Origin of the sequence: Pseudomaricurvus alcaniphilus (assembly GCF_011440395.1) — a bacterium.
GTDB lineage: Bacteria > Pseudomonadota > Gammaproteobacteria > Pseudomonadales > Cellvibrionaceae > Pseudomaricurvus > Pseudomaricurvus alcaniphilus.
Window position 1 is genome coordinate 107,480 of the sequence record NZ_JAAOIX010000013.1, and the last position, 19,965, is coordinate 127,444.

At 59.3% G+C, this 19,965-nt stretch carries 16 protein-coding genes; 7 read left to right on the top strand and 9 right to left on the bottom strand.

Going from position 1 to position 19,965, the window contains the following annotated elements; translation table 11 throughout:
• Window positions 1–22: 22 nt before the first annotated feature.
• Window positions 23–1,225 carry a porin gene (locus G8764_RS20605; protein WP_166167628.1) on the bottom strand — a complete coding sequence of 401 codons (1,203 nt, stop codon included), beginning with the start codon at window positions 1,223–1,225 and terminating at the stop codon, window positions 23–25.
• A 315-nt stretch (window positions 1,226–1,540) separates the two neighbouring features.
• Window positions 1,541–1,867, bottom strand: a complete 327-nt coding sequence (gene grxD, locus G8764_RS20610) for a Grx4 family monothiol glutaredoxin (protein WP_166167631.1) — start codon at window positions 1,865–1,867, stop codon at window positions 1,541–1,543.
• Between the two features lie 328 nt (window positions 1,868–2,195).
• Between grxD and G8764_RS20615 the strand changes: the two genes are divergently transcribed.
• The 3 genes from G8764_RS20615 to G8764_RS20625 all read left to right on the top strand — a co-directional run bounded on the left by G8764_RS20615 (window position 2,196) and on the right by G8764_RS20625 (window position 5,430).
• A complete protein-coding gene (locus G8764_RS20615; protein WP_166167634.1) occupies window positions 2,196–3,374 on the top strand; it encodes an aspartate aminotransferase family protein in 1,179 nt (392 codons plus the stop codon).
• 77 nt (window positions 3,375–3,451) lie between these two features.
• Window positions 3,452–4,363, top strand: coding sequence for an ornithine carbamoyltransferase (gene argF / locus G8764_RS20620; protein WP_166167637.1), 912 nt, complete (start codon window positions 3,452–3,454; stop codon window positions 4,361–4,363).
• On the top strand, window positions 4,363–5,430 hold the full coding sequence (locus G8764_RS20625) for an ABC transporter ATP-binding protein (RefSeq protein ID WP_166167640.1): 1,068 nt from the start codon (window positions 4,363–4,365) through the stop codon (window positions 5,428–5,430). Before argF ends, G8764_RS20625 begins: the two co-directional genes overlap by 1 nt.
• Before the next feature lie 9 nt (window positions 5,431–5,439).
• On the opposite strand, the gene ggt is transcribed toward G8764_RS20625, so the two are convergent.
• On the bottom strand, window positions 5,440–7,179 hold the full coding sequence (gene ggt, locus G8764_RS20630; RefSeq protein WP_166167643.1) for a gamma-glutamyltransferase: 1,740 nt from the start codon (window positions 7,177–7,179) through the stop codon (window positions 5,440–5,442).
• Window positions 7,180–7,275: 96 nt separating this feature from the next.
• Between ggt and G8764_RS20635 the strand changes: the two genes are divergently transcribed.
• Window positions 7,276–9,555, top strand: coding sequence for a TIM-barrel domain-containing protein (locus G8764_RS20635; RefSeq protein WP_166167646.1), 2,280 nt, complete (start codon window positions 7,276–7,278; stop codon window positions 9,553–9,555).
• A 157-nt stretch (window positions 9,556–9,712) separates the two neighbouring features.
• Here the strand turns inward: G8764_RS20635 and G8764_RS20640 are convergent, their stop codons facing one another.
• Together G8764_RS20640 and galU are read right to left on the bottom strand one after the other, a co-directional pair.
• Window positions 9,713–11,062 carry a phosphohexomutase domain-containing protein gene (locus G8764_RS20640; protein WP_166167649.1) on the bottom strand — a complete coding sequence of 450 codons (1,350 nt, stop codon included), beginning with the start codon at window positions 11,060–11,062 and terminating at the stop codon, window positions 9,713–9,715.
• A gap of 10 nt (window positions 11,063–11,072) precedes the next feature.
• A complete protein-coding gene (galU, locus tag G8764_RS20645; protein WP_166167652.1) occupies window positions 11,073–11,903 on the bottom strand; it encodes a UTP--glucose-1-phosphate uridylyltransferase GalU in 831 nt (276 codons plus the stop codon).
• Between the two features lie 251 nt (window positions 11,904–12,154).
• On the opposite strand from galU, the gene fabA reads away from it, so the two are divergent.
• The 3 genes from fabA to G8764_RS20660 all read left to right on the top strand — a co-directional run bounded on the left by fabA (window position 12,155) and on the right by G8764_RS20660 (window position 14,870).
• On the top strand, window positions 12,155–12,679 hold the full coding sequence (gene fabA / locus G8764_RS20650) for a 3-hydroxyacyl-[acyl-carrier-protein] dehydratase FabA (protein WP_166167655.1): 525 nt from the start codon (window positions 12,155–12,157) through the stop codon (window positions 12,677–12,679).
• A gap of 55 nt (window positions 12,680–12,734) precedes the next feature.
• Window positions 12,735–13,952 carry a beta-ketoacyl-ACP synthase I gene (gene fabB, locus G8764_RS20655; protein WP_166167658.1) on the top strand — a complete coding sequence of 406 codons (1,218 nt, stop codon included), beginning with the start codon at window positions 12,735–12,737 and terminating at the stop codon, window positions 13,950–13,952.
• A 249-nt stretch (window positions 13,953–14,201) separates the two neighbouring features.
• Window positions 14,202–14,870 carry a LuxR C-terminal-related transcriptional regulator gene (locus G8764_RS20660; RefSeq protein WP_166167661.1) on the top strand — a complete coding sequence of 223 codons (669 nt, stop codon included), beginning with the start codon at window positions 14,202–14,204 and terminating at the stop codon, window positions 14,868–14,870.
• 234 nt (window positions 14,871–15,104) lie between these two features.
• On the opposite strand, the gene G8764_RS20665 is transcribed toward G8764_RS20660, so the two are convergent.
• From G8764_RS20665 to G8764_RS20680, 4 genes are all read right to left on the bottom strand, one after another.
• Complete coding sequence (locus tag G8764_RS20665; RefSeq protein WP_166167664.1) at window positions 15,105–15,995, bottom strand: sugar nucleotide-binding protein; 891 nt, start codon at window positions 15,993–15,995, stop codon at window positions 15,105–15,107.
• Between the two features lie 365 nt (window positions 15,996–16,360).
• Window positions 16,361–16,903 carry a single-stranded DNA-binding protein gene (gene ssb, locus G8764_RS20670; protein ID WP_166167667.1) on the bottom strand — a complete coding sequence of 181 codons (543 nt, stop codon included), beginning with the start codon at window positions 16,901–16,903 and terminating at the stop codon, window positions 16,361–16,363.
• 323 nt (window positions 16,904–17,226) lie between these two features.
• Entirely contained in the window at window positions 17,227–18,579 is a 1,353-nt protein-coding gene (locus tag G8764_RS20675) for an MFS transporter (RefSeq protein WP_243748927.1), read from the bottom strand.
• A 157-nt stretch (window positions 18,580–18,736) separates the two neighbouring features.
• Window positions 18,737–19,936, bottom strand: a complete 1,200-nt coding sequence (locus G8764_RS20680; RefSeq protein WP_166167673.1) for a methyltransferase — start codon at window positions 19,934–19,936, stop codon at window positions 18,737–18,739.
• Between the last annotated feature and the right edge of the window lie 29 nt (window positions 19,937–19,965).

Consider the following 19,965-nt stretch of genomic DNA (forward strand, 5'->3'; position numbering starts at 1 on the left):
CGAGCTTTAGCCGGAATGTTGTTTAGTAGGACCAACCAACACCCAGGTTAAAGGCATCGCCTTCGTCAGCATCGCCCACGGTGTCAGTATAATCTGCCTTCAACACCACATTTTGCGTCAGCCAGTAATTAACACCAAAATCGTAGGACTCATAGTCGGTCGACATTTTATCGCCGCGGTCCCACTCGCTGTAGCGCAAGAATACGCCAAGGTTGTCGGTCAGCTTAACAGAGGGCTCCAGGTACCAACCGCTTAACTTGTCGGCACCGGCAACTTCAAATTGCGTACCATCGATATCCCACTCCGCCCACAGGGCACGAAATGCAAACGGCCCGGCATTATAGACAGTGTGCAACTCGGTCAACAAGGCAGACGCGTCGCCAGCAACCATGCCCTGGGTCAAGTCTTGCTGGTATTGAACCGTGGCAGCCAGCTCTAAACCGGCTACTCCGGTGTATTTCAAACGCGCGGTGTAAGCCAGATCTTCGGCAGCCGCCTCGGCATTTTTCTGCCGCCCGCTGCGGATACGAGTGCTGGTGGTTTTCAGCCCGCTGTGCACTGCGGCGTTATAGGACAAGCCTGGCGCGAGCTCACCCTTGAGCATTATCCCCGCCTCCCACCAGGTGGACGGAATCACTTCACTTTCAACCTTGTTGCGCTCAGTGCCGTAAAAGGTCTCGGGCTCGTGAGTCTCGTTGAGGATGCCGACGGGCACCAGGAACTGACCGATTTGGACACTGTGGTTATCGGTGTAATCCCACTCGATAAACGCCTGTTCCAATTCTATTTCACCGGGCTTGCCCTCGCCGGCAAGGCTGTGCTCCAGCTCAAATTCAGAGAAAAAGCGCACGGTATCAGTAAATTGATGCCCCACATACAGCACGTAGCGGTGCGCGTCGATCTGGTCATCGCCATCTTCAAAATGATTAAAATGATGCTCACCGTAACCACCGATAGAAGTCTTCTCCACCCAGGAGGCGACCCGGGAGGCAGCCCCTGCGGAGACCACAGTCTGCTCTACCGCATCGGCAGTGGCGGCCACTTTCACTTCGGTTTGCTCCAGCTTGGTCTCAGTCTGGTTTAACTGGGACTTCAGGCTTTTGATCTCGGCCTGCTGTGCCTGGATCATCTTCCACATCTCCGCCATGGACGGGGTGCTCTCGGCACTCTGTGCCGCCACGGACACCGCTCCAATGGCGGCAGCCAACAGGGATCTCTTCAACATTCTTTGCGCTCCTAAACCAATATTTTTAATACAGCACCTGTCGATTTGCAGGCACAGGAATAATGAGCGGCAAAATTTAATCTAACTAAGAATGATTTGCAATTACTTTTGCAATAAGCTTTGTAACAACCTTCGCAATAGCTTTCGCAGCGACTACTTGCTCCCGGCCAATAAACAAAAAACCCGCCTGAGGGCGGGTTTTTTGATGGCTAACTGCTGCTATGGCGGGCTCACCGGCATTACCACACAACCCTCATTACAGCAGGGCCCGGCAACACAGCAAGGTCGGGCAACCCAACAGTGGCGTAAAGAGCATCAAGCTTCTTTGGACTTGGCGGCCGCTTCCAGTAGCGGTTGTAACTCGCCGTTCTCATGCATTTCGGTGACGATATCGCAACCGCCGATCAGCTCGCCCTTGACCCACAACTGGGGAAAGGTCGGCCAGTTGGCGTATTTCGGCAAATTGGTACGGATTTCCGGATTGGAGAGAATGTCCACATAGGCGAAGCGCTGGCCACAGGCCATGATTGCCTGCGACGTACGCATTGAAAAACCGCACTGCGGGGCGTTGGGAGACCCTTTCATATAGAGGATGATATCGTTTTCCTCAATTTGCTGCTTGATGGTATCCATAATATCCATGGTAACTGCGACCTCGTTTAAACTCTGGTAAATATAGCAAGAACTGGCAAATACCTGCGTTCTCAGACCTGCTCGACGAGAGGCGTCCAAAAACCCAGCATTATACTCAACTAAAGCGCGATTCTACCCCACTCGAGCGCGAACTTCTAACGAAACTATTGCCCCCACAATGCACTCGGGCTCAGCCCCGGCCCCATCCGGGCATTGCCTTGAACCCGGTTTGCTTATAGTATCCCGCCCTTACCTCGGGCAGCTTGCTAGCTGCCTGTTTTGTTTCCAGCCCCAGAGTTATCGACCAGGCAGAAGAAAAAAGCTCAAGGAGTCCGCCATGGCCACCACCGCACTCATGAACACCTACGGCGCCCGCAAACTGACACTGGTCCGCGGCGAAGGCGTCTACGTCTGGGACGATCAGAACCGGCGCTACCTGGATGCCCTGGCAGGTATTGCCGTGTGCGGCCTCGGCCACTGTCACAGCGCGGTGACCGCCGCCCTGCAGGAGCAGGCCAACACTCTGGTGCACGTTTCCAACCTCTACAACACCTTGCCCCAACAGCGACTCGCTGACCTGTTGTGCGAACTGGCGGGCATGGACAACGTATTTTTTTCCAATTCCGGTGCCGAAGCCAACGAAGCGGCAATCAAGATTGCGCGCAAGTACGGCAATGATCGCGGGGTCAAGACGCCTACGATCGTCACCATGGACGGCAGTTTTCACGGTCGAACCATGGCCACCCTGACGGCCACCGGCAACAAGAAAGTCAAGGCTGGCTTCGCCCCACTAGTGGAGGGTTTCCTGCAAGTCCCCTACAACAACATCGAGGCTGTCAAGGCGCTGGCCGGCAACCCTGACATCGTCGCTGTACTGGTGGAGCCGGTGCAGGGCGAGGGGGGAATCCGGGTGCCAGACGATGACTACCTGGTGCAACTGCGGCAAGTCTGCGATGCCAACCAATGGCTGCTGATGCTGGACGAGATCCAGTCCGGCAATGGCCGCACCGGCGAATTGTTTGCTTTCCAGCACCACGGTGTCGTGCCGGACGTCGTCACCTCTGCCAAAGGTTTGGGCAACGGCTTACCCATCGGCGCCTGCCTGGCCCGCGGCGAGGCCGCAACCATTTTACAACCGGGCAATCACGGCTCGACTTACGGCGGCAACCCGCTGGTTTGCCATGTGGCCAGCAGCGTGTTGACCACCCTCACCCGGGACAACCTGATCGCCAACGCCCACAGCATGGGCGAGTATATGCTCGGCAGTTTCAACAGCAAGCTGGCCGGCCACAAGCTGGTGGCCGAAGTGCGGGGCAAGGGCCTGATGCTGGGCATCGAGTTGAAGCAGGATTGTGGCCAGATTGTCGACCTGGCCATCGCTCGCGGCCTGTTGCTCAATGTCACTGCGGGCAACACCATACGCCTGCTGCCGCCCCTGATTATCAATTTGGCAGAGGCCAACCAGATCATTAACACGGTCTGCGAAATTATCGACGAATTTGCGTCACAGCTATAACCTGAGTCACGGCTATAACCTGAGTCACGGCTAAAACCTGAGTCACAGTAATAACAGGAATACAGAGGTAACGGACTATGGCAGTCAGACACTTTTTGACACTGCGCGACCTGACACCCGAAGAGCTGCGCGGCGTTATCCAGCGCGCGATCCAGCTCAAAACCGAGTTGCGCCAGGGTACTGCGGGGGAGCCGTTTAAAAACAAGGTGCTGGGTATGATTTTTGAAAAATCATCCACCAGAACCCGGGTATCCTTTGAAGCCGGCATGGCCCAAATGGGCGGCTCAGCACTGTTTTTATCGTCCCGCGACACTCAGCTGGGACGCGGCGAGCCCATTGAAGACTCGGCCAGGGTGCTGTCGCGCATGCTCGACATCGTTATGATCCGCACTTTCGAGCATGAAAAAATCGAGCGTTTTGCGCGCCACTCCAGGGTGCCGGTCATCAATGCCCTCACCGATGACTATCACCCCTGCCAGCTGCTGGCCGACATCCAGACCTACGTGGAGCAGCGCGGTGACCCCAAAGGCAAGACCGTGACCTGGATCGGCGATGGCAACAACATGTGTCACTCCTATATCAACGCCGCCGCCATGTGCGATTTCAGGCTCAATATCGCCTGCCCGGAAGGTTTTGATCCCAACCCGCAGCTACTGGCCGACAATGCCGCCCGGGTCACCCTGTTTCGCGATCCCCGGGCCGCGGTCAAGGGTGCCGATTGGGTGGTGACCGATGTCTGGGCCTCCATGGGGCAGGAAGACCAGCAGCGCGAGCGCGAGCAAAAGTTCAGCGGTTTTTGCGTCGACCACAGCATGATGGCCCTGGCCAACAAGGATGCGGTGTTTATGCACTGCCTGCCCGCCCACCGGGGCGAAGAGGTCAGCGCCGAACTGCTGGAAGATGAAACCATTTCAGTGGTCTGGGACGAAGCGGAAAATCGGCTCCATGCGCAGAAAGCCCTGATGGAATTTTTACTGCTGAATCGTTGATGCCTGAAGTACACACCCCGGCACTACTGAGCCTCGACCATATCAGCTGCAGCTACGACGGCCACGCGGTGGTCGACAACCTGTCGCTGAACATCTACGGCGGCGATACCTGCTGCCTGCTGGGCCCCAGCGGCTGTGGCAAAACCACAGTGCTGCGCGCCATTGCCGGCTTTCACCAGCTCAGTAGCGGCAGCATACAGCTGCGCCAGCAGACCATCTCCTCCAGCAGCAGCACCCTGCCGCCGGAAAAGCGCCACATCGGCATGGTGTTCCAGGATTACGCCCTGTTTCCGCACCTGACCGTGTGCGACAACATCACCTATGGCCTGCACGGCCGCGACCGCGCCGCCAAAGAGCGGGTGTGCGAGGAAATGCTGGCACTGGTCAAGTTGCACGACCTCGGCCAGCGCTACCCCCACGAACTCTCCGGCGGCCAGCAACAGCGCGTGGCACTGGCGCGGGCGCTGGCCCCCGAACCCAGCATCCTGCTGCTGGACGAACCATTTTCCAGCCTCGATGTGGAGCTGCGTCGTTCACTGGCCGTGGAGGTGCGGGAAATCCTGAAGTCGCGCCAAATCACCGCGATCCTGGTCACACACGACCAGGAAGAAGCCTTCGCCTTCGCCGACAAGATTGCCGTCCTGCACCAGGGCAAAATTCAGCAATGGGCGACACCGTTCGACTTGTATCACGAACCGGCCACACGCTTTGTGGCGAACTTTATTGGCCAGGGCTCGTTTCTGCCGGGTCACGTGCTGGACAGCAGCAGCGTCGCCACCGAGATCGGCGTCATCCGCGGCAACCGCTGCTATGACTGGCTGCCGGACAGCCCGGTAGAGGTGCTGGTACGGCCGGATGATATTGTGCTCAGTGAAAACAGTCCGATCCACGCCGAGGTCACCAACAAGGTATTTGTCGGCACCTCCAGCAACTACACCCTCAAGTTGCCCACGGGCAGCCAGGTGGTCTCGGCATTCCCCAGTCACGACGACTTCGAGGTGGGCGACCAGGTCGCCATTGAAGTGCGAGCCGAGCACCTGATCGCCTTTCGCACCGGCGACAAGTAACTGCGTTGATCAGTCTGCCAGTGTCACCGGCACCGCCCTGGCGTCCGGTTTACGCGGGTCGGCGGCGCCGCGGAACAGGCCGTCGCCGATGGCAATGGACTGCGCCCCACCCATGGTCGGCACCAGCTTCACCTGATGGCCCTTGGCCTCCAGCAACGCGCGTGTATCCGGGCTGAAGCCCTCCTCCATAAACAGCTCATCCGGCTGCCACTGGTGATGGAAGCGCGGTGCACTGACCGCCGCGGCAATGTTCAACTCATGGTCAATCACATTTACCAGGGTCTGCAACACGGTAGTAATGATACGACTGCCGCCGGGACTGCCAGTGACGATTACCGGCGCGCCATCCTTGAATACGATGGTCGGGGTCATGGAACTCAGCGGGCGCTTGCCCGCCACAATTTTATTGGCTTCGGCCCCAAGCAGCCCGTAGGCGTTAGCCGCGCCAGCCTTGGCGGAAAAATCGTCCATCTCGTTATTCAGCAGGATACCGGTGCCGGGCACCGTAATACCGGAGCCAAAGGAGAAGTTGAGTGTGTAGGTATTGGAGACCACATTGCCGCTGGCGTCGGCGACAGAATAATGGGTGGTATCGAGACTTTCGTCCTTGAACAGCTGGCCGGGCAGAATGGCGCTGGAGGGACGGACCTGGTCCGCACCGATCTGGCGCGCGATATCGGCGGCGTAACCCTTATCAATAAGCCTGGCCACCGGTACATCGACAAAGTCCGGGTCGCCCAGGTATTTGCTGCGATCGGCGTAGGCCCATTTCATCGCCTCGGTCATGGTATGGATGGCCGCGCTGCTGCCCGCCCCCGCTTCGCGCAGGGTAAAGTGCTCGAGCACATTGAGCATTTGCAGCAGGTGGACACCGCCGGAGCTGGGCGGCGGCATGGACACCACCCGATAGCCGTTGTAGTCGCCGCTGACCGGCTCCCGCTCCACGACCCGGTAACTGGCCAAATCCTCGAGGCTGATGAGACCGTCGTGGGCCTCCATTTCCCGCACTATGCGCTGGGCGATTTTACCCCGGTAAAAGGCGTCTTCGCCTTTGCGCATGATTTGGCGCAAGCTCCAGGCCAACTCCGGCTGCCGCAACAACTGACCGGCGCGCAGGGGCTGCCCCTCATTGGGGTAAAATATGCGCAGCGATTCCGGGTTGCTGCGCAAATGACGGGAGCGCTCCAGCACAGCGGCAAGGTCGAAACTGACCGCAAATCCCTCCCGCGCCAGGTCATAGGCCGGCTTCAAAACCAGCCGCAGTGGCAGGCTGCCGTATTTGCGCTGGGCGTGCACGAGGCCGGCGACGGTGCCGGGCACACCGGCGGATGCGCGGCTAAACAGAGCCTTGTGCCGATCCACCTCGCCATTGGCGTCCAGGAACATGTCGGCTGTCGCTCCCAGTGGCGCCACTTCCCGGTAGTCCAGCGCGATGGTCTGCTGCCGGTCGGCCAGGTAAATCAGCATAAATCCACCGCCGCCCAGATTGCCCGCTCGCGGCAGCACCACTGCCAGGGCAAAGCCCACCGCCACGGCGGCGTCCACGGCGTTGCCACCGGCGCTCAGGACCCGCGCGCCCACCTCACTGGCGAGCCAGTGCTGGCTAACAACCATGCCATGTCGCCCCAGCACCGGGTGCTGAATACTGTTGTGCCGAAAAATCGGCTCGTTCTCTTGCGCCCGGACAGCGCAATTCCAGCCGCTGAACAGGAAAAGAAACAGCACGAAGTGCCGCGTGACTCTGGCCATAAACCTGGGATCCCCTGAATTTCCGCTGCTGCCTGCTGCAGCAGCGGTGCTATGATAACCCGGGAGAAAAAACAGGACACGGACAGACTGACAATAATGCCAAATTACCGAACTGCCATCGGCTCAGCCTGCGTCGCCATGTTTTTATTATTGCTCGGCTGCGAACCCCGCGCGCCAGCCACCGCCGGCCTCGAGGCGGTCTATGACAGCAGTCGCTTTCGCCTGCAAGTGAGTCAGCAACGGCTCGAAGTGTACGACCGCAATGTACAGCGCACCGTGTTCAGCGCCGCGGCCGAAGACCTGATCAGCGCACACCGGGCCGACGTGCAGCTGACGGAATCCCACGGCTATTACAGTCGGGTCGAATCCCCGGGTCACAGCTGCGGGCAGGCGAAGATTGAACGGGCCGACCCCTACAGCGAGTACTTCCTGCTCAGCGGCAGCTTCCAGAGCCCCGGCTGCGACCTGAAGTTCTACCTGCGTGTTGCCGTTACCGACCAAGCCATGTTTATTTCCGCCTACACCTCCGACGAAAATTACAACCAGCTGAGCTTTGGCTTTGACAGCGTCGCCGACGAGACGGTGATGGGCTTCGGCAGCCAGGTCAGTCAACTCAACTTCAAGCAACTGGAAGTACCGATCTGGGTGCAGCGGCAGGGAATTGGCCGGGGCGCGCAACCCCTGTCGACCATGATCAATGCCAATAGCCCGGGCGCGGCTGGCGACCCCTTGAGCAGCGCCTATCCGGTGCCCTACTTTCTCAGCGACCAGCAGTACGCCGTACTGCTGGAAAATACCGAGTATTCACGCTTTGATTTTCGCCAATCCCGACGCACCTATATCCACGTGCAGAGCGCCGCCCTGAAGCTGCAATTCTTCAGCTGTTCAAGCTTGCTCGATTGTGTCGGCCAGCTGGGCGAGATGAGCGGCCGCATGCAACCTCTGCCCGACTGGGTCCACAGCGGTGCCATTATCGGCCTGCACGGCAACAGCGAAAAGGCACTCAGCCACTATCAAACCCTGCACAGCCAGGGCATCCCCATCAGCGCCCTGCTGCTGCAAGACCGGGCCGCGAACGAGGACAGCAACGAAAGTGCCTTCCTGCCGCCCTGGAGCGGCCGGGGCGAGCCCAACCCCGAGCCCTGGCGGCAGCAATTGTTGGCGGCGGCGAGCCAGGACAACATCAGGTTACTGGGTTACGTCCATCCCTATGTAATTGACCCCGGCAGCGCCCCCGACGCCGCTGGCTTCCTGCTGCGGCGCCAAAATGGCGAACTCTACCAGAACCCGGCCACCGGCCGCGCAGGGCTGGTTGACCTCAGCAACCCGCAGGCCTACAACTGGCTGAAAGCGGAGCTCAAGGCGTTGATTACAGAGCAGCAATGGAGTGGCTGGGTGGCGGATTTTGGCGAGTACTTGCCTGTCGATGCAGAACTGTACGAAGGCCTTGCGGCCGACAGTTACCACAATCTTTTCCCGCAGCAATGGGCCAGGCTCAACGCCGAACTGCTGGCTGAACTGGACAGCACCGGGCAAGCGGTTTTCCTGATGCGCAGCGGCTTTACCCAGAGCCCCACTTTCACGCCCCTGTTCTGGCTCGGCAACCAAACCACCAGTTGGGACGCCAGCGACGGCTTGCAAAGCGTTGCCATCGGCCTGATCAACAGTGGCCTCAGCGGACAGACCTTAAACCATGCCGATATCGGCGGCACCACATCGTTGCGCCGCCCGGTGCCGACCATGACCGGTTTGCTGCTGCCAACGCAGCTGTCGTTCAAGGAAAATAGCGAAGGGAGCGCACTGCAATCCCACTTTGCCCTGCATCGACACCCAAACCTGCTCAAGCGCTGGATTGAACTGAGTGCTTTTACCCCGGTCTTTCGCAGCAGCGAGGGGCTCGCACCCGAGCTGAACGCCCAGGTCTACGACGCCGATGTGCTGCCCCATTTCAGTCGCTTTGCCAGGCTGTTTGCGGCACTGGCACCCTACCGCAGGGAGCTGATGGAAGATGCCCGCGAGCGCGGCTGGCCGCTGATACGGCACCCCCTGCTGCACTTCCCGGACAACCGCCATTTCCGCAATATGGCCGCGGACCAGGTGCAGTTTATGCTCGGCGATAGCGTTATGGTTGCCCCCATGCTGACCCCGCGCAACGAAAAGACCTCCCGGGTGGTGCACTTGCCCGCAGGAGAATGGCTGGAGTTGTGGAGCCAGGATCTGCTGAGCGTACCCGCCGAAGGGATACGCTTGAAAGTCTCGCCCAAGATGGGCGAGCCGCCGGTCTATCTGCTCGACACGGCCAATACCCGCAACCTGATTTTACCGGCGCTGCGCAGCGCCGGGGTCATCGCCGACCCGGCCGACAACGCAGAGTAATGCCGCCGGGACCAGGCAGTGCTGCCACACGAGCAGCCCTGCCGCCGCGGTTAATCAGCCAGTGCACAGCGCGGAACCGGCCGGCCTGGGACGCCCGCATTAGAGGCATTCAGCCAACTGCGCGCACCGGCACAGGGCGTGCGCCAATGAGGTTTACTCAGGCGCCGAGCAGACCGAGCAGCTCGTCGCGCTTGCGCTCCATCAACGGGTAATCACCGCGGGACTCCACGTTCAGGCGCACTACCGGTTCGGTGTTGGAGCTGCGCAAGTTAAAGCGCCAGTCACCGAAACTCATGCTCAAACCGTCCGTGTAATCCACCTCGGTAGCCAGCTCCTGGTAGTGCTTCTCCACTTTCGCCATGGCCGCTTTCGGGTCGTCGATTTTATTGTTGATTTCACCGCTACAGGGAAACAGCGCAATGCAATCATCCACCAGCTCGGCCAGGGTTTTACCACTGCGGCACATCAGTTCAGTGACCAGCAACCAGGGAATCATGCCACTGTCACAATAGGCAAACTCCCTGAAATAGTGGTGCGCGCTCATTTCACCGCCGTAGACCGCGTCCTCGAGCCGCATGCGCTCCTTGATAAACGCGTGCCCGGTTTTACTCTGCACCGGCCGGCCGCCCATTTTCTCCACCATCGCCCGGGTGTTCCAGGTCAGGCGCGGGTCGTGCACTATGGCCTCGCCAGGGTGCTTGAGCAGAAATACTTCTGCCAACAGCCCAACCAGGTAATAGCCCTCGATAAAGCGCCCGCTGGCGTCGAAGAAAAAGCAGCGATCAAAGTCACCGTCCCAGGCAATCCCCAGGTCGGCCTGGTGTTCGCCAATGGCGGCAGTGGTCGACTCGCGATTTTCCTCCAGCAGCGGATTGGGCACCCCGTGGGGGAAGTTGCCGTCCGGCTCATGGTGCACCTTGATAAACTCCAGCGGCAGGAAGCGCTCAATGGCGTCGATCACCATACCTGCGCCGCCGTTGCCGGCGTTGCAAACCACCCGCAGCGGGCGCAACTGGTCGCGGTCGATATAGGTCAGCAAATGCTCGACATAAGCGGCCCGGTTATCCAGCTGTTGCAGTGTTCCGCGCTGACCCGGCGGGGCAAAGTCATTGGCTTCGGCCAGCTTCTGGATTTCACGCAGGCCAGTGTCACCGCTGATCGGCCGGGAGCCTTCGCGCACCAGCTTCATGCCGTTGTAATCCTTGGGGTTATGACTGGCGGTGACACAGATGCCGCCGTCGACGCCGAGGTGAAAGGTGGCAAAGTATATTTCCTCGGTGCCCACCTGGCCGATATGGATCACATCGACACCGGCATCCAGCAGCCCTTCTGCCAGCGCATCGGTCAGCTCGGCACTGGTCAGGCGGATATCGTGCCCCACCACGACCCGGCCGGGCTTGAGATAGGAGGCGTAGGCCCGACCGATGCGATAGGCGATATCGGTGTTCAATTCATCCGGCAGCCGGCCGCGAATATCGTAGGCCTTAAAACAGGTAAGAGTCGTCATTTATGGGCTCTCAAACTGGTTTGTAGATATTTTCGTAAACGAAATTGGTGGCTTCTACAAAACCTTCAACACTACCGCAGTCAAAGCGGCGGCCGCGAAACTTATAGGCCAGCACACAACCGTTTTTCGCCTGGGTCAGCAGTGCGTCAGTCAGCTGCACTTCGCCGTTAATCCCGGGCGGTGTATTTTCAATGATGTCGAAGATATCGGGCGTCAGAATATAGCGGCCAATAATGGCCAGGTTACTGGGCGCCTCTTCCAGGCTGGGCTTTTCCACCATGTCGGACACCTGGAACAAACCCTCCTTGATTTGCTCACCCTTGATCACCCCGAACTTGTGGATCAGCTCATCCGGCACCTCCTGAATGGCGACAATACTGCAGCGAAACTGCTTGTAGAGCTTCACCATTTGCGCCAGCACGCCTTCATCGTCTTCCGCCAGGCACAAATCATCTGACAGCACCACCCCGAAAGGCTCATCGCCAATCAGGCGCTTGCCGTTGAGAATGGCATCACCCAGGCCTCGCATTTCCACCTGGCGGGTAAAGGAGAATGCCGCCTTGCTCATGACATCGCGGATAGACTCTAAATACACTTCCTTGCCGGTGCCGGCAATCTGGTGCTCCAGCTCGTAATTCATATCGAAATGATCGGCAATGGCGCGTTTGCCACGACCGGTGACCATGCCGATATCGTGCAGGCCGGCTTCGATCGCCTCTTCAACGCCGTACTGGACCAGTGGCTTGTTGACGATAGGCAACATTTCCTTCGGCATGGCTTTGGTGGCGGGAAGAAATCGGGTGCCGTAGCCAGCGACCGGGAAAAGACACTTGTTAATCATAGATAAATCATCCTTATATCAATGTAGGTGTATTCGTGTGCCAGTTAGAACGGCCACTAGGATACTACAAGAACGTTGCAATATGCTGACCAACTATTGGATTTCCGCGGCTGGAGACAATTTTCGCCCCTTGGTGAATGCCAGCACTGGACAATCTCTATCTGGACAAGCAGACTGCAAAAGGTAGAATGATCACCTTTTATGGCTGCACGCGCGCAGCCGCTTACGCACCCACTCAGAGTCCTGATTTTATGGATTTAAGCAACCGAAAGAACGCCTACGATAGAGACGAGCTGCTGGACTGCGGTCACGGCCGTATGTTTGGGCCAGGTAACGCCCAACTTCCAACCCCCAATATGCTGATGCTGGATCGTATTAGCAGTATCACCGCCGATGGCGGCGAATACGGCAAGGGCGAGATTGTTGCAGAACTGGATATTCACCCTGGCCTGTGGTTTTTTGACTGTCACTTCCCCGGCGACCCGGTGATGCCAGGCTGCCTCGGACTGGACGCCATGTGGCAGCTGGTAGGCTTCTTCCTGGCCTGGAAAGGAAACGAAGGCAAAGGCCGTGCTTTGGGTTGTGGTGAAGTAAAATTCACCGGCCAGATTATCCCCAGCGCCAAGCTGGTCACCTATCGCATCACCCTCAAGCGGGTGATAGAACGAAAACTGGTTATGGGCATCGCCGATGGCAGCGTCAGCGTTGACGGCAAGGAGATCTACACCGCCAAGGATCTTCGTGTAGGCCTGTTCCAAAGCACGGATAACTTCTAACAAACCTCTAAGCACTCGCACACCGACGGGTGCTCAGTCACAATCGAGGATGCTTATGAAACGCGTTGTGGTCACCGGCATGGGTATCGTCTCCTGCCTGGGTAACGATATCGAAACCGTTCTGGACGCCCTGAAAGAAGGTCGTTCAGGCATTAAATTTCAGGAAGAGTACGAGAAGATGGGCTTCCGCAGCCTGGTTGCGGGCAGCATCGACATCGACCTGAAAGAGCATATAGATCGCAAAAGCTTGCGCTTTATGGGTGATGCTGCGGCCTTTGCCTATATTTCCATGCAGCAAGCCATCACCGACAGCGGCCTGGCAGAAGACCAGGTTTCCAACGAGCGCACCGGCATCATCATGGGCTCAGGCGGCGCCTCCTCCAAGAACCTGGTGGAGTCGGCCGACATACTGCGAGAGAAGGGCTTGAAGCGCGTCGGCCCCTATCGGGTCACGCAGACCATGAGCAGTACCGCTTCCGCCTGTCTGGCAACGCCGTTCAAGATCAAGGGCGTCAACTACACCATCTCTTCCGCCTGCGCCACCAGCGCCCACTGTGTCGGTAACGCCATGGAGCTGATTCAACTGGGCAAGCAGGATGTGGTCTTTGCCGGCGGCGGCGAAGAAGAACACTGGACCCTTACCGCCCTGTTCGATGCCATGGGCGCCCTGTCGACCAAATACAATGACACCCCGGACAAGGCCTCCAGGGCCTACGATGCTGACCGTGACGGCTTTGTCATTGCCGGTGGCGGTGGCTGCCTGGTGTTGGAAGAGCTGGAACACGCCCGCGCCCGCGGTGCGAAAATCTACGCAGAGCTGGTTGGCTACGGCGCCACATCGGACGGCTACGACATGGTAGCGCCGTCCGGCGAAGGTGCTGCTCGCTGCATGCGCCAGGCACTGAGCACCGTGGAAGGTGATCTGGACTACATCAACGCCCACGGCACCAGCACCCCGGTCGGCGACATCGCGGAATTGAAAGCCGTGCGAGAAGTGTTTGGCAGTAAAGTGCCCGCCATCAGCTCCACCAAATCACTCACCGGCCACTCCCTGGGTGCCACCGGCGTACAGGAAGCGATTTACAGCCTGCTGATGATGAAGCACAACTTTATTTCGGCTTCCGCCAATATCGGCACCCTCGACGATGCGGCACAAGACATGAATATCGTCCAGCAGCGCCAGGACAATGTCCAGCTGCAGCGTGTCATGTCCAACAGCTTTGGCTTTGGCGGCACCAACGCCAGCCTGGTATTCCAGCGCTACCAGGCGTAAACCCCGCCCTCCAGGCCCGGCCACCGACGGCCGGGCCAACCCCACCACTCCAGCAACCCCTCTCGCTTGCCAGCAGCTCACACTTAGGTATGGATTTGACCCCGCCACAGGTTTTTTTCGGGCCGCAGGTTTGACTTTTCAGCACAAAGACTTGTTGATTTAACCGCCAAACGGTTACCATAAAGCCACCAACAGGAAACCGGATAACAAGCAACCACTCTTCACAACAAAAAAAGCAAGGATGCGATTATGAGCGAGCCACTCACCAGCCTGACTATTTTCTCTCCCGCCAGAAGCATCGAGCACATTGAACTGTGCGCCTACCTGAAAGCCTCACTCGACCTCGAGTGCGAACTCAGCACCAAGCCGGACCAGCACGGCGCCAATTATTTATTGATGTTTGATTGCAGCGAGGTATCCGCACCGCGCCTGCACCAGTGGCTGGGTTACCTGCACCAGAGCCAGCGCGAGCGGAAATGTGTGCTGATTAATGCCGAGCGCCAAAGCCCGCACGAGCAATTGATCAACTGGCCGCAGATACAGGGGATTTTTTATCGCAGCGACAGCTCCAGCCAGCTGCTTGCCGGCCTGCAAAAGATACTCAACGGCAGTATGTCACTGCCGGAAAACCTCTGCTACGACTTTGTCAGCCGCCGTCGGCGACCGCCCAGCATCCACATGATCGACCCTGAAACCGCCAAACTGACGCGCCGGGAACTGCAAATCCTCGAGTGCATCTACGCCGGCCACACCAATGCCTGTATTGCCGACTGGCTGGCACTGAGTGAGCACACCATCAAGAGCCACCTGTACAGCGCCTACCGCAAGCTCGGCATCAATTCGCGCCTGGAAGCCTGCACCTGGATGCGGGATTATTATCCGCTGCAAAACACCTCCCTGCATGACAATCCGCGGTAAAACCCGCCGCGCCAGGAGCCTGTCGGACTTAGGTGCCCGTAGCGAGAGAAAGTCCGATTTGAGTCAATTTTTAACCATTTTTGAGGCGAATAGTGGTTCTATTTAACGAGAAAATGGTTAAAAAATGGCCAAACTCGGCTTTTTCGCAGCAGGGCAACCCTAAGTCCGACAGGCTCCTAGAGCGCAGCGGTACGCCGCTGCAGCCGGCGCTCCGCTGGGTATTGAGCGTTCAACTCAATCCCAATTCTCCTTTTGCCGCTCCAGCCAGATGCGAACCAAGTGCGACAGCCCCTGACGCCAGCTCTTGACCTGGTAACCAAAATTATCGCGGCAGCGGCGCACCGTCAGCACCGCGCTGTCCGGTTCACCCAACTCCTCCAACTGCTCGACAGAAAGCGCCTCCGCACGCCATTCGCGTTGCAACGCCCCCTTGCGAGCAAGGATTTCCGCCACCACCTCAGTTATCTCGGCTGACGAACAGGGGTCGCCTGAGGCCAGGTGAATCGCCCCCCAGTTTTCGGCGCCGCAAAATATTTGCTGCACCATGGCGCGCACCACCCGGCCCACCTCCATGGCACTGAGCGGCGCGCCCCGGCGCTGATGGGTCACCACCAGTTCCGGCCCCGGGGTGGTCAAATCCTGCAGCAGTCGATGAAAAATCGCATTGCCAGTAATGTCGAGCACCCAACTCAGGCGCAGGCAGATATAGTGCTCCAGGCTCGCCGCCAACACCTGCTCCGCGCGCAAAAATGCCTCGCCCGCCGCGCTTATTGGCTGTGGGGTATCCGCTTCATCGTAGCTGGATTTATTCTCACCACCGAACACCCGATAGCTGGACAATTGAATCACCGAGCAAGACCCGGCCCTGGCCGCTTCACCCAGGGCCGTTGCCGTCAACACCAATTCCTGCTGCTGCGCCTCAGTAGGTGCCTCGCTCCAGCCCGCGGTGTTGACCACAATACTGACGTCATTGGTTTGTATAAAGGCGAGCAGCGCCGCCGCATCGGTCCAGTCCAGCGCCGACCTGACCGGCGCCAACACCGCCAAGGTGGTACTTTCAAAAGCCTGGTAGATGGCCTGACCGAGGGAGGAAACCGCGTCAATTATAAGTACTTTGGTAGCCACGGTTAAATCTGCAACCTCTTCAATTCCGCAATCGTTAGTGTCTGAATGATTGTCGCACGCGCGACACTGGTGTCTTTTGGGCCTATTCCTTTAAACAAGAAAGCCCCTTAAAACAGGAAAACCCCTTTAAACAGGAAAGCCCCTGCAAATTCCCAAATGCAGGGGCTTTCCTGGTTACTGCCCGGCGGTTTAGCCCCTAATTAAGGACTGCCGATTTTACTTTGTCAATCGCAAACACAAAGCAATTCGTCACCGCTGCGGCAAGTTTGCAAGCACCGGTTTCAGCGCCGCAGCTTTGCCCGAGTCCCGGTTCCGCGGCGCAAACTCCAGCCCGTGTTGCGAGCACCGGGGTAACCGCCTCGCTTTTAGAACGGGATATCGTCATCAAAGCTGTCAAATCCCTGCGGCGGCTGGGCCGGCGCAGCAGGCGCCGGCGCCGGTGCTTGCGGTGGAGCCTGGCGCGGGGCGCGATTTGGCTGCCCCTGTTGGGGCGGCTGCTGTCCACCGGGCTGCTGTGCGTTCTGGGCCGGTGCCTGGGGCTGGTAACCGCCGCCGCCCATACCCGCGTCAGCGCGACTATCCAGCATCTGCATTTCACTGGCGATGATATCCGTGGTATAGCGGTCACTGCCATCTTGAGCCTGGTATTTGCTCGTGCGCAGCGACCCCTCGATATACACCTTGGAGCCCTTGCGCAGATATTCACCGGCGATTTCCGCCAGGCGCCCGAAAAACACCACCCGGTGCCATTCGGTGCGCTCCTGGGGCTGGCCGGTCTGCTTGTCTTTCCAGCTCTCCGAGGTGGCGACACTGACATTGGCCACCGCGTTGCCGCTCGGCATATACTTGACCTCGGGATCCTGCCCCAGGTTACCGATTAATATTACCTTGTTTACGCCCCGCGCCATGCTTGTATCTCCCGCAATCTTCTCTACTGCCCGGTTGTTGGCGCGCGCCGCTCGCGCTGCGCCCTGTTACCACCGGGACCTGGTTAACTTTAGCCAGAGGGGAGCTTACACCAGCCACCCACTCACAACCACCCCGAAAAATGTATTAGACCGACTCGCTAGGAGCCTGTCGGACTTAGGGTTGCCCTGCTGCGAAAAAGCCGAGTTTGGCCATTTGTTAACCATTTTCTCGTTAAATAGAACCACTATTCGCCTCAAAAATGGTTAAAAACTGACTCAAATCGGACTTTCTCTCGCTACGGGCACCTAAGTCCGACAGGCTCCTAGAGGATAGCCTTGAGGCTGTCGCGCTTGAAAATAGCAGGGTCCACTTTGAGGTAGGCGGCCGCCTCTTTTTCCACCAACACCACCTCTTCAACCCCAGGCAGAGCCGCCAGAAGACTGTAGGCGCGGGCGCTATCGACCTTGCTGAGTGGCACCTGTACGCCCGCCAGATAGCGTGGCGGTGTCATAGACAGCACCAGCACTAACCAGGCCGCCACCAGCAGTCCGCAGGCGCCCAACAGTGCCGTGACGCCCGCCTCGGCCAATAGCCAGCCACCACCGGCGCCGCCGGCAAACGCGCCGAGAAACTGACAGGTGGAGTAGATACCCGAGGCGGTGCCCTTCTTGCCCGCCGGCGCCAGCTTGCTCATCAGCGAGGGCAGTGTCGCCTCCAGCAGATTGAAGGCCACAAAAAACAGAAACAGCCCCAGCAGAAACCAGACCCGATCCTGCTGCGACCAGACCATGGCCAGCTCCATCAACCCCAGCAGCGCCACCGCCCCGATCACCACCGGTTTGGTTTTGCGCTTTTTTTCCGACACGATAATCAGCGGCACCATAGCCACAAAAGCCAGCAGCAAGACCGGCAGGTACACCTGCCAGTGTTGCTGGCGCCCAATGCCCAGCTGCGACTCCATAATGGCCGGCAGTACCAGAAAACTGGCCATCAGCACAAAGTGCAAGACGAAAATTCCGAAGTTGAGGCGCAGCAACTGGGGGTTGCCCAGGGTATCCAGCAGCAGCTCCGGCACCGCGCCGCTGTCCCGGTTACGCTGCGCGGAGACATAAGGGGTGGGCACCACCTTGTAGAGAATCAGCAAACCGACACCGGCCAACGCAGCGGTCACCCAGAACACCAGAGACAGGCCACCCCAGGCGGTTAAAACCGGCCCCAGCACCAGCGCCAGGGTAAACGACAGGCCGATGGAGGCGCCGATACTGGCCATTGCCTTGGTGCGCCCCTCATCACTGGTGAGGTCGGTGACCAGGGCCATAATGGCACTGGCAATGGCGCCGCAACCCTGCAGGAAGCGCCCCAGAATCAAGCCGTAGACCGACGTCGATTCGGCGGCGACGATGGAACCGATGGCAAAAATAACCAGGCCGGCGGCAATAACCGGCTTGCGCCCCCAGCGATCGGACAGCATGCCGAACGGCACCTGCAACAGCGCCTGGGACAACCCATAGGCGCCCAGCGCCAGACCCAGCAGTGCCGGCGTACTGGCTTCGTACTCCTGGCCGTAGAGCATCAGCACCGGCAGCACCATAAACAGACCCAGCATACGAAACGCGTACAGACTGGCAAGGGAAGCTATGGTTCGCAGCTCGTAGGGCGGGGCGGCAGATTTCAAGTGCGGTTTCCTGGGAGATGGCAAAAACGGGGATTTTACCGGATATCGGGCCAAGTTCGTAGTAACCGCGCAAGCGAATAACCCGAGTCCGATTAATTTATGCGAAATATATCGATAACTGGCCTGCACGCACCCGGCAGTCATGGGGCGCCCCCGCCTAGGCGGACTTCGCAGCCAGAATCATGGCGTTGCGGGGCGTCAGCCGGCGCTCGCAAAATTCACCCAAATTGACCGTCGCGCCGCACTCTTGCAAGTACAGTACCCGATCCAGCAGCAGCCAGACCTCCAATGGACGCCGGAACATCTGGCCCACCAGCTCAATGCGCCGCACCTGCTCCGCGCGCCGCGCGCCGCGCTCCAACCAATGGTCCGCGCCAGCTGCCGCCGGTGGCGGCAGCCCCTTGGAGCGCGCCGCCCAGTGGAGAAAATCCACAAAGCTGCCAGACAACTGGCTTTGGCGAATAGCCGCCAGCGGCAGGTACTCATCGCGATCGCGACTGGCCCGCTGCCACTCGTCAAACGCCATCCGCCACAGCAGTTGCTGCCGGCGTCGGCGCTGGCCCGCGGCACCAGCGGTCACCACCTCCTGCAACGGCAAACTCAGGTCGGCGCGGCTCAGGCGCACCTGTGCCGCTCGTGCCTGGGCTGACATGGGCCGATAGACCTGATCCCGTATAAGGTGATAACAGCAGGGTGAGAGCACCAGCGAGCTACTGCAACTGGTCGCCCAGTGACGCATCAGGGTTGTGTGCAGGTCACCACAAGCGTGCAGCGCCATTGCCCGCGGGTGGCGATCAAGCTCACCGGCCACCCCGGGCCGCAATACATCAGCGTGGACAAACGCCTGCGGCAGACCGAAGCTGGCCGCCAGGCGGGCGCCCTGGTCACACAGTGGCGCCTGCCACTCCAGACTGGTCACGGCACTGGCCTGGGTCGCCGCCAGCAGGCGCCCGAGGTGGCCCTTGCCGGAACACCACTCCAGTGTCGGCGCCTGGACCAGCGGCAGAGCGGCGACAAAGTCACAGATCTGCTGCCACTTGTTGCCGCCAATGCCCACCTCCAGCCGCGCCGGGATAGCCAGTTCGCGCCGGGCCAGCAGCGGCAATGTCGCCAGCTGCAGCAGCCTGGGCCCGTCGGCCACCCAGGGGCGCAACCACTGCAGCAGCCGGTCCGGGTTCCGCTCCAGCGCGTCCAGCTGCGGCGCTGTCAGCTCTTCTAGACGCTGTGCGAGCTCGGGGTGGCTGTCACGCCAGGGAAATTCCGGGCTGGCGAAAGATCGCACCTGCCAGAGGGGCCCATAGCGAGCCAGCAGGCAGTCCAATTCGGCAAACCAGGAGGAGAAAGATTGTTGCTGCATTGATTGGTCAGGACCGGGCTGCGGCAAAC

Excerpts from the sequence above, each read along its gene's own strand:
- G8764_RS20605 (WP_166167628.1), bottom strand. The coding sequence starts at position 1,225 with ATGTTGAAGAGATCCCTGTTGGCTGCCGCCATTGGAGCGGTGTCCGTG.
- grxD (WP_166167631.1), bottom strand. The coding sequence starts at position 1,867 with ATGGATATTATGGATACCATCAAGCAGCAAATTGAGGAAAACGATATC.
- G8764_RS20615 (WP_166167634.1), top strand. The coding sequence starts at position 2,196 with ATGGCCACCACCGCACTCATGAACACCTACGGCGCCCGCAAACTGACA.
- argF (WP_166167637.1), top strand. The coding sequence starts at position 3,452 with ATGGCAGTCAGACACTTTTTGACACTGCGCGACCTGACACCCGAAGAG.
- G8764_RS20625 (WP_166167640.1), top strand. The coding sequence starts at position 4,363 with ATGCCTGAAGTACACACCCCGGCACTACTGAGCCTCGACCATATCAGC.
- ggt (WP_166167643.1), bottom strand. The coding sequence starts at position 7,179 with ATGGCCAGAGTCACGCGGCACTTCGTGCTGTTTCTTTTCCTGTTCAGC.
- G8764_RS20635 (WP_166167646.1), top strand. The coding sequence starts at position 7,276 with ATGCCAAATTACCGAACTGCCATCGGCTCAGCCTGCGTCGCCATGTTT.
- G8764_RS20640 (WP_166167649.1), bottom strand. The coding sequence starts at position 11,062 with ATGACGACTCTTACCTGTTTTAAGGCCTACGATATTCGCGGCCGGCTG.
- galU (WP_166167652.1), bottom strand. The coding sequence starts at position 11,903 with ATGATTAACAAGTGTCTTTTCCCGGTCGCTGGCTACGGCACCCGATTT.
- fabA (WP_166167655.1), top strand. The coding sequence starts at position 12,155 with ATGGATTTAAGCAACCGAAAGAACGCCTACGATAGAGACGAGCTGCTG.
- fabB (WP_166167658.1), top strand. The coding sequence starts at position 12,735 with ATGAAACGCGTTGTGGTCACCGGCATGGGTATCGTCTCCTGCCTGGGT.
- G8764_RS20660 (WP_166167661.1), top strand. The coding sequence starts at position 14,202 with ATGAGCGAGCCACTCACCAGCCTGACTATTTTCTCTCCCGCCAGAAGC.
- ssb (WP_166167667.1), bottom strand. The coding sequence starts at position 16,903 with ATGGCGCGGGGCGTAAACAAGGTAATATTAATCGGTAACCTGGGGCAG.
- G8764_RS20680 (WP_166167673.1), bottom strand. The coding sequence starts at position 19,936 with ATGCAGCAACAATCTTTCTCCTCCTGGTTTGCCGAATTGGACTGCCTG.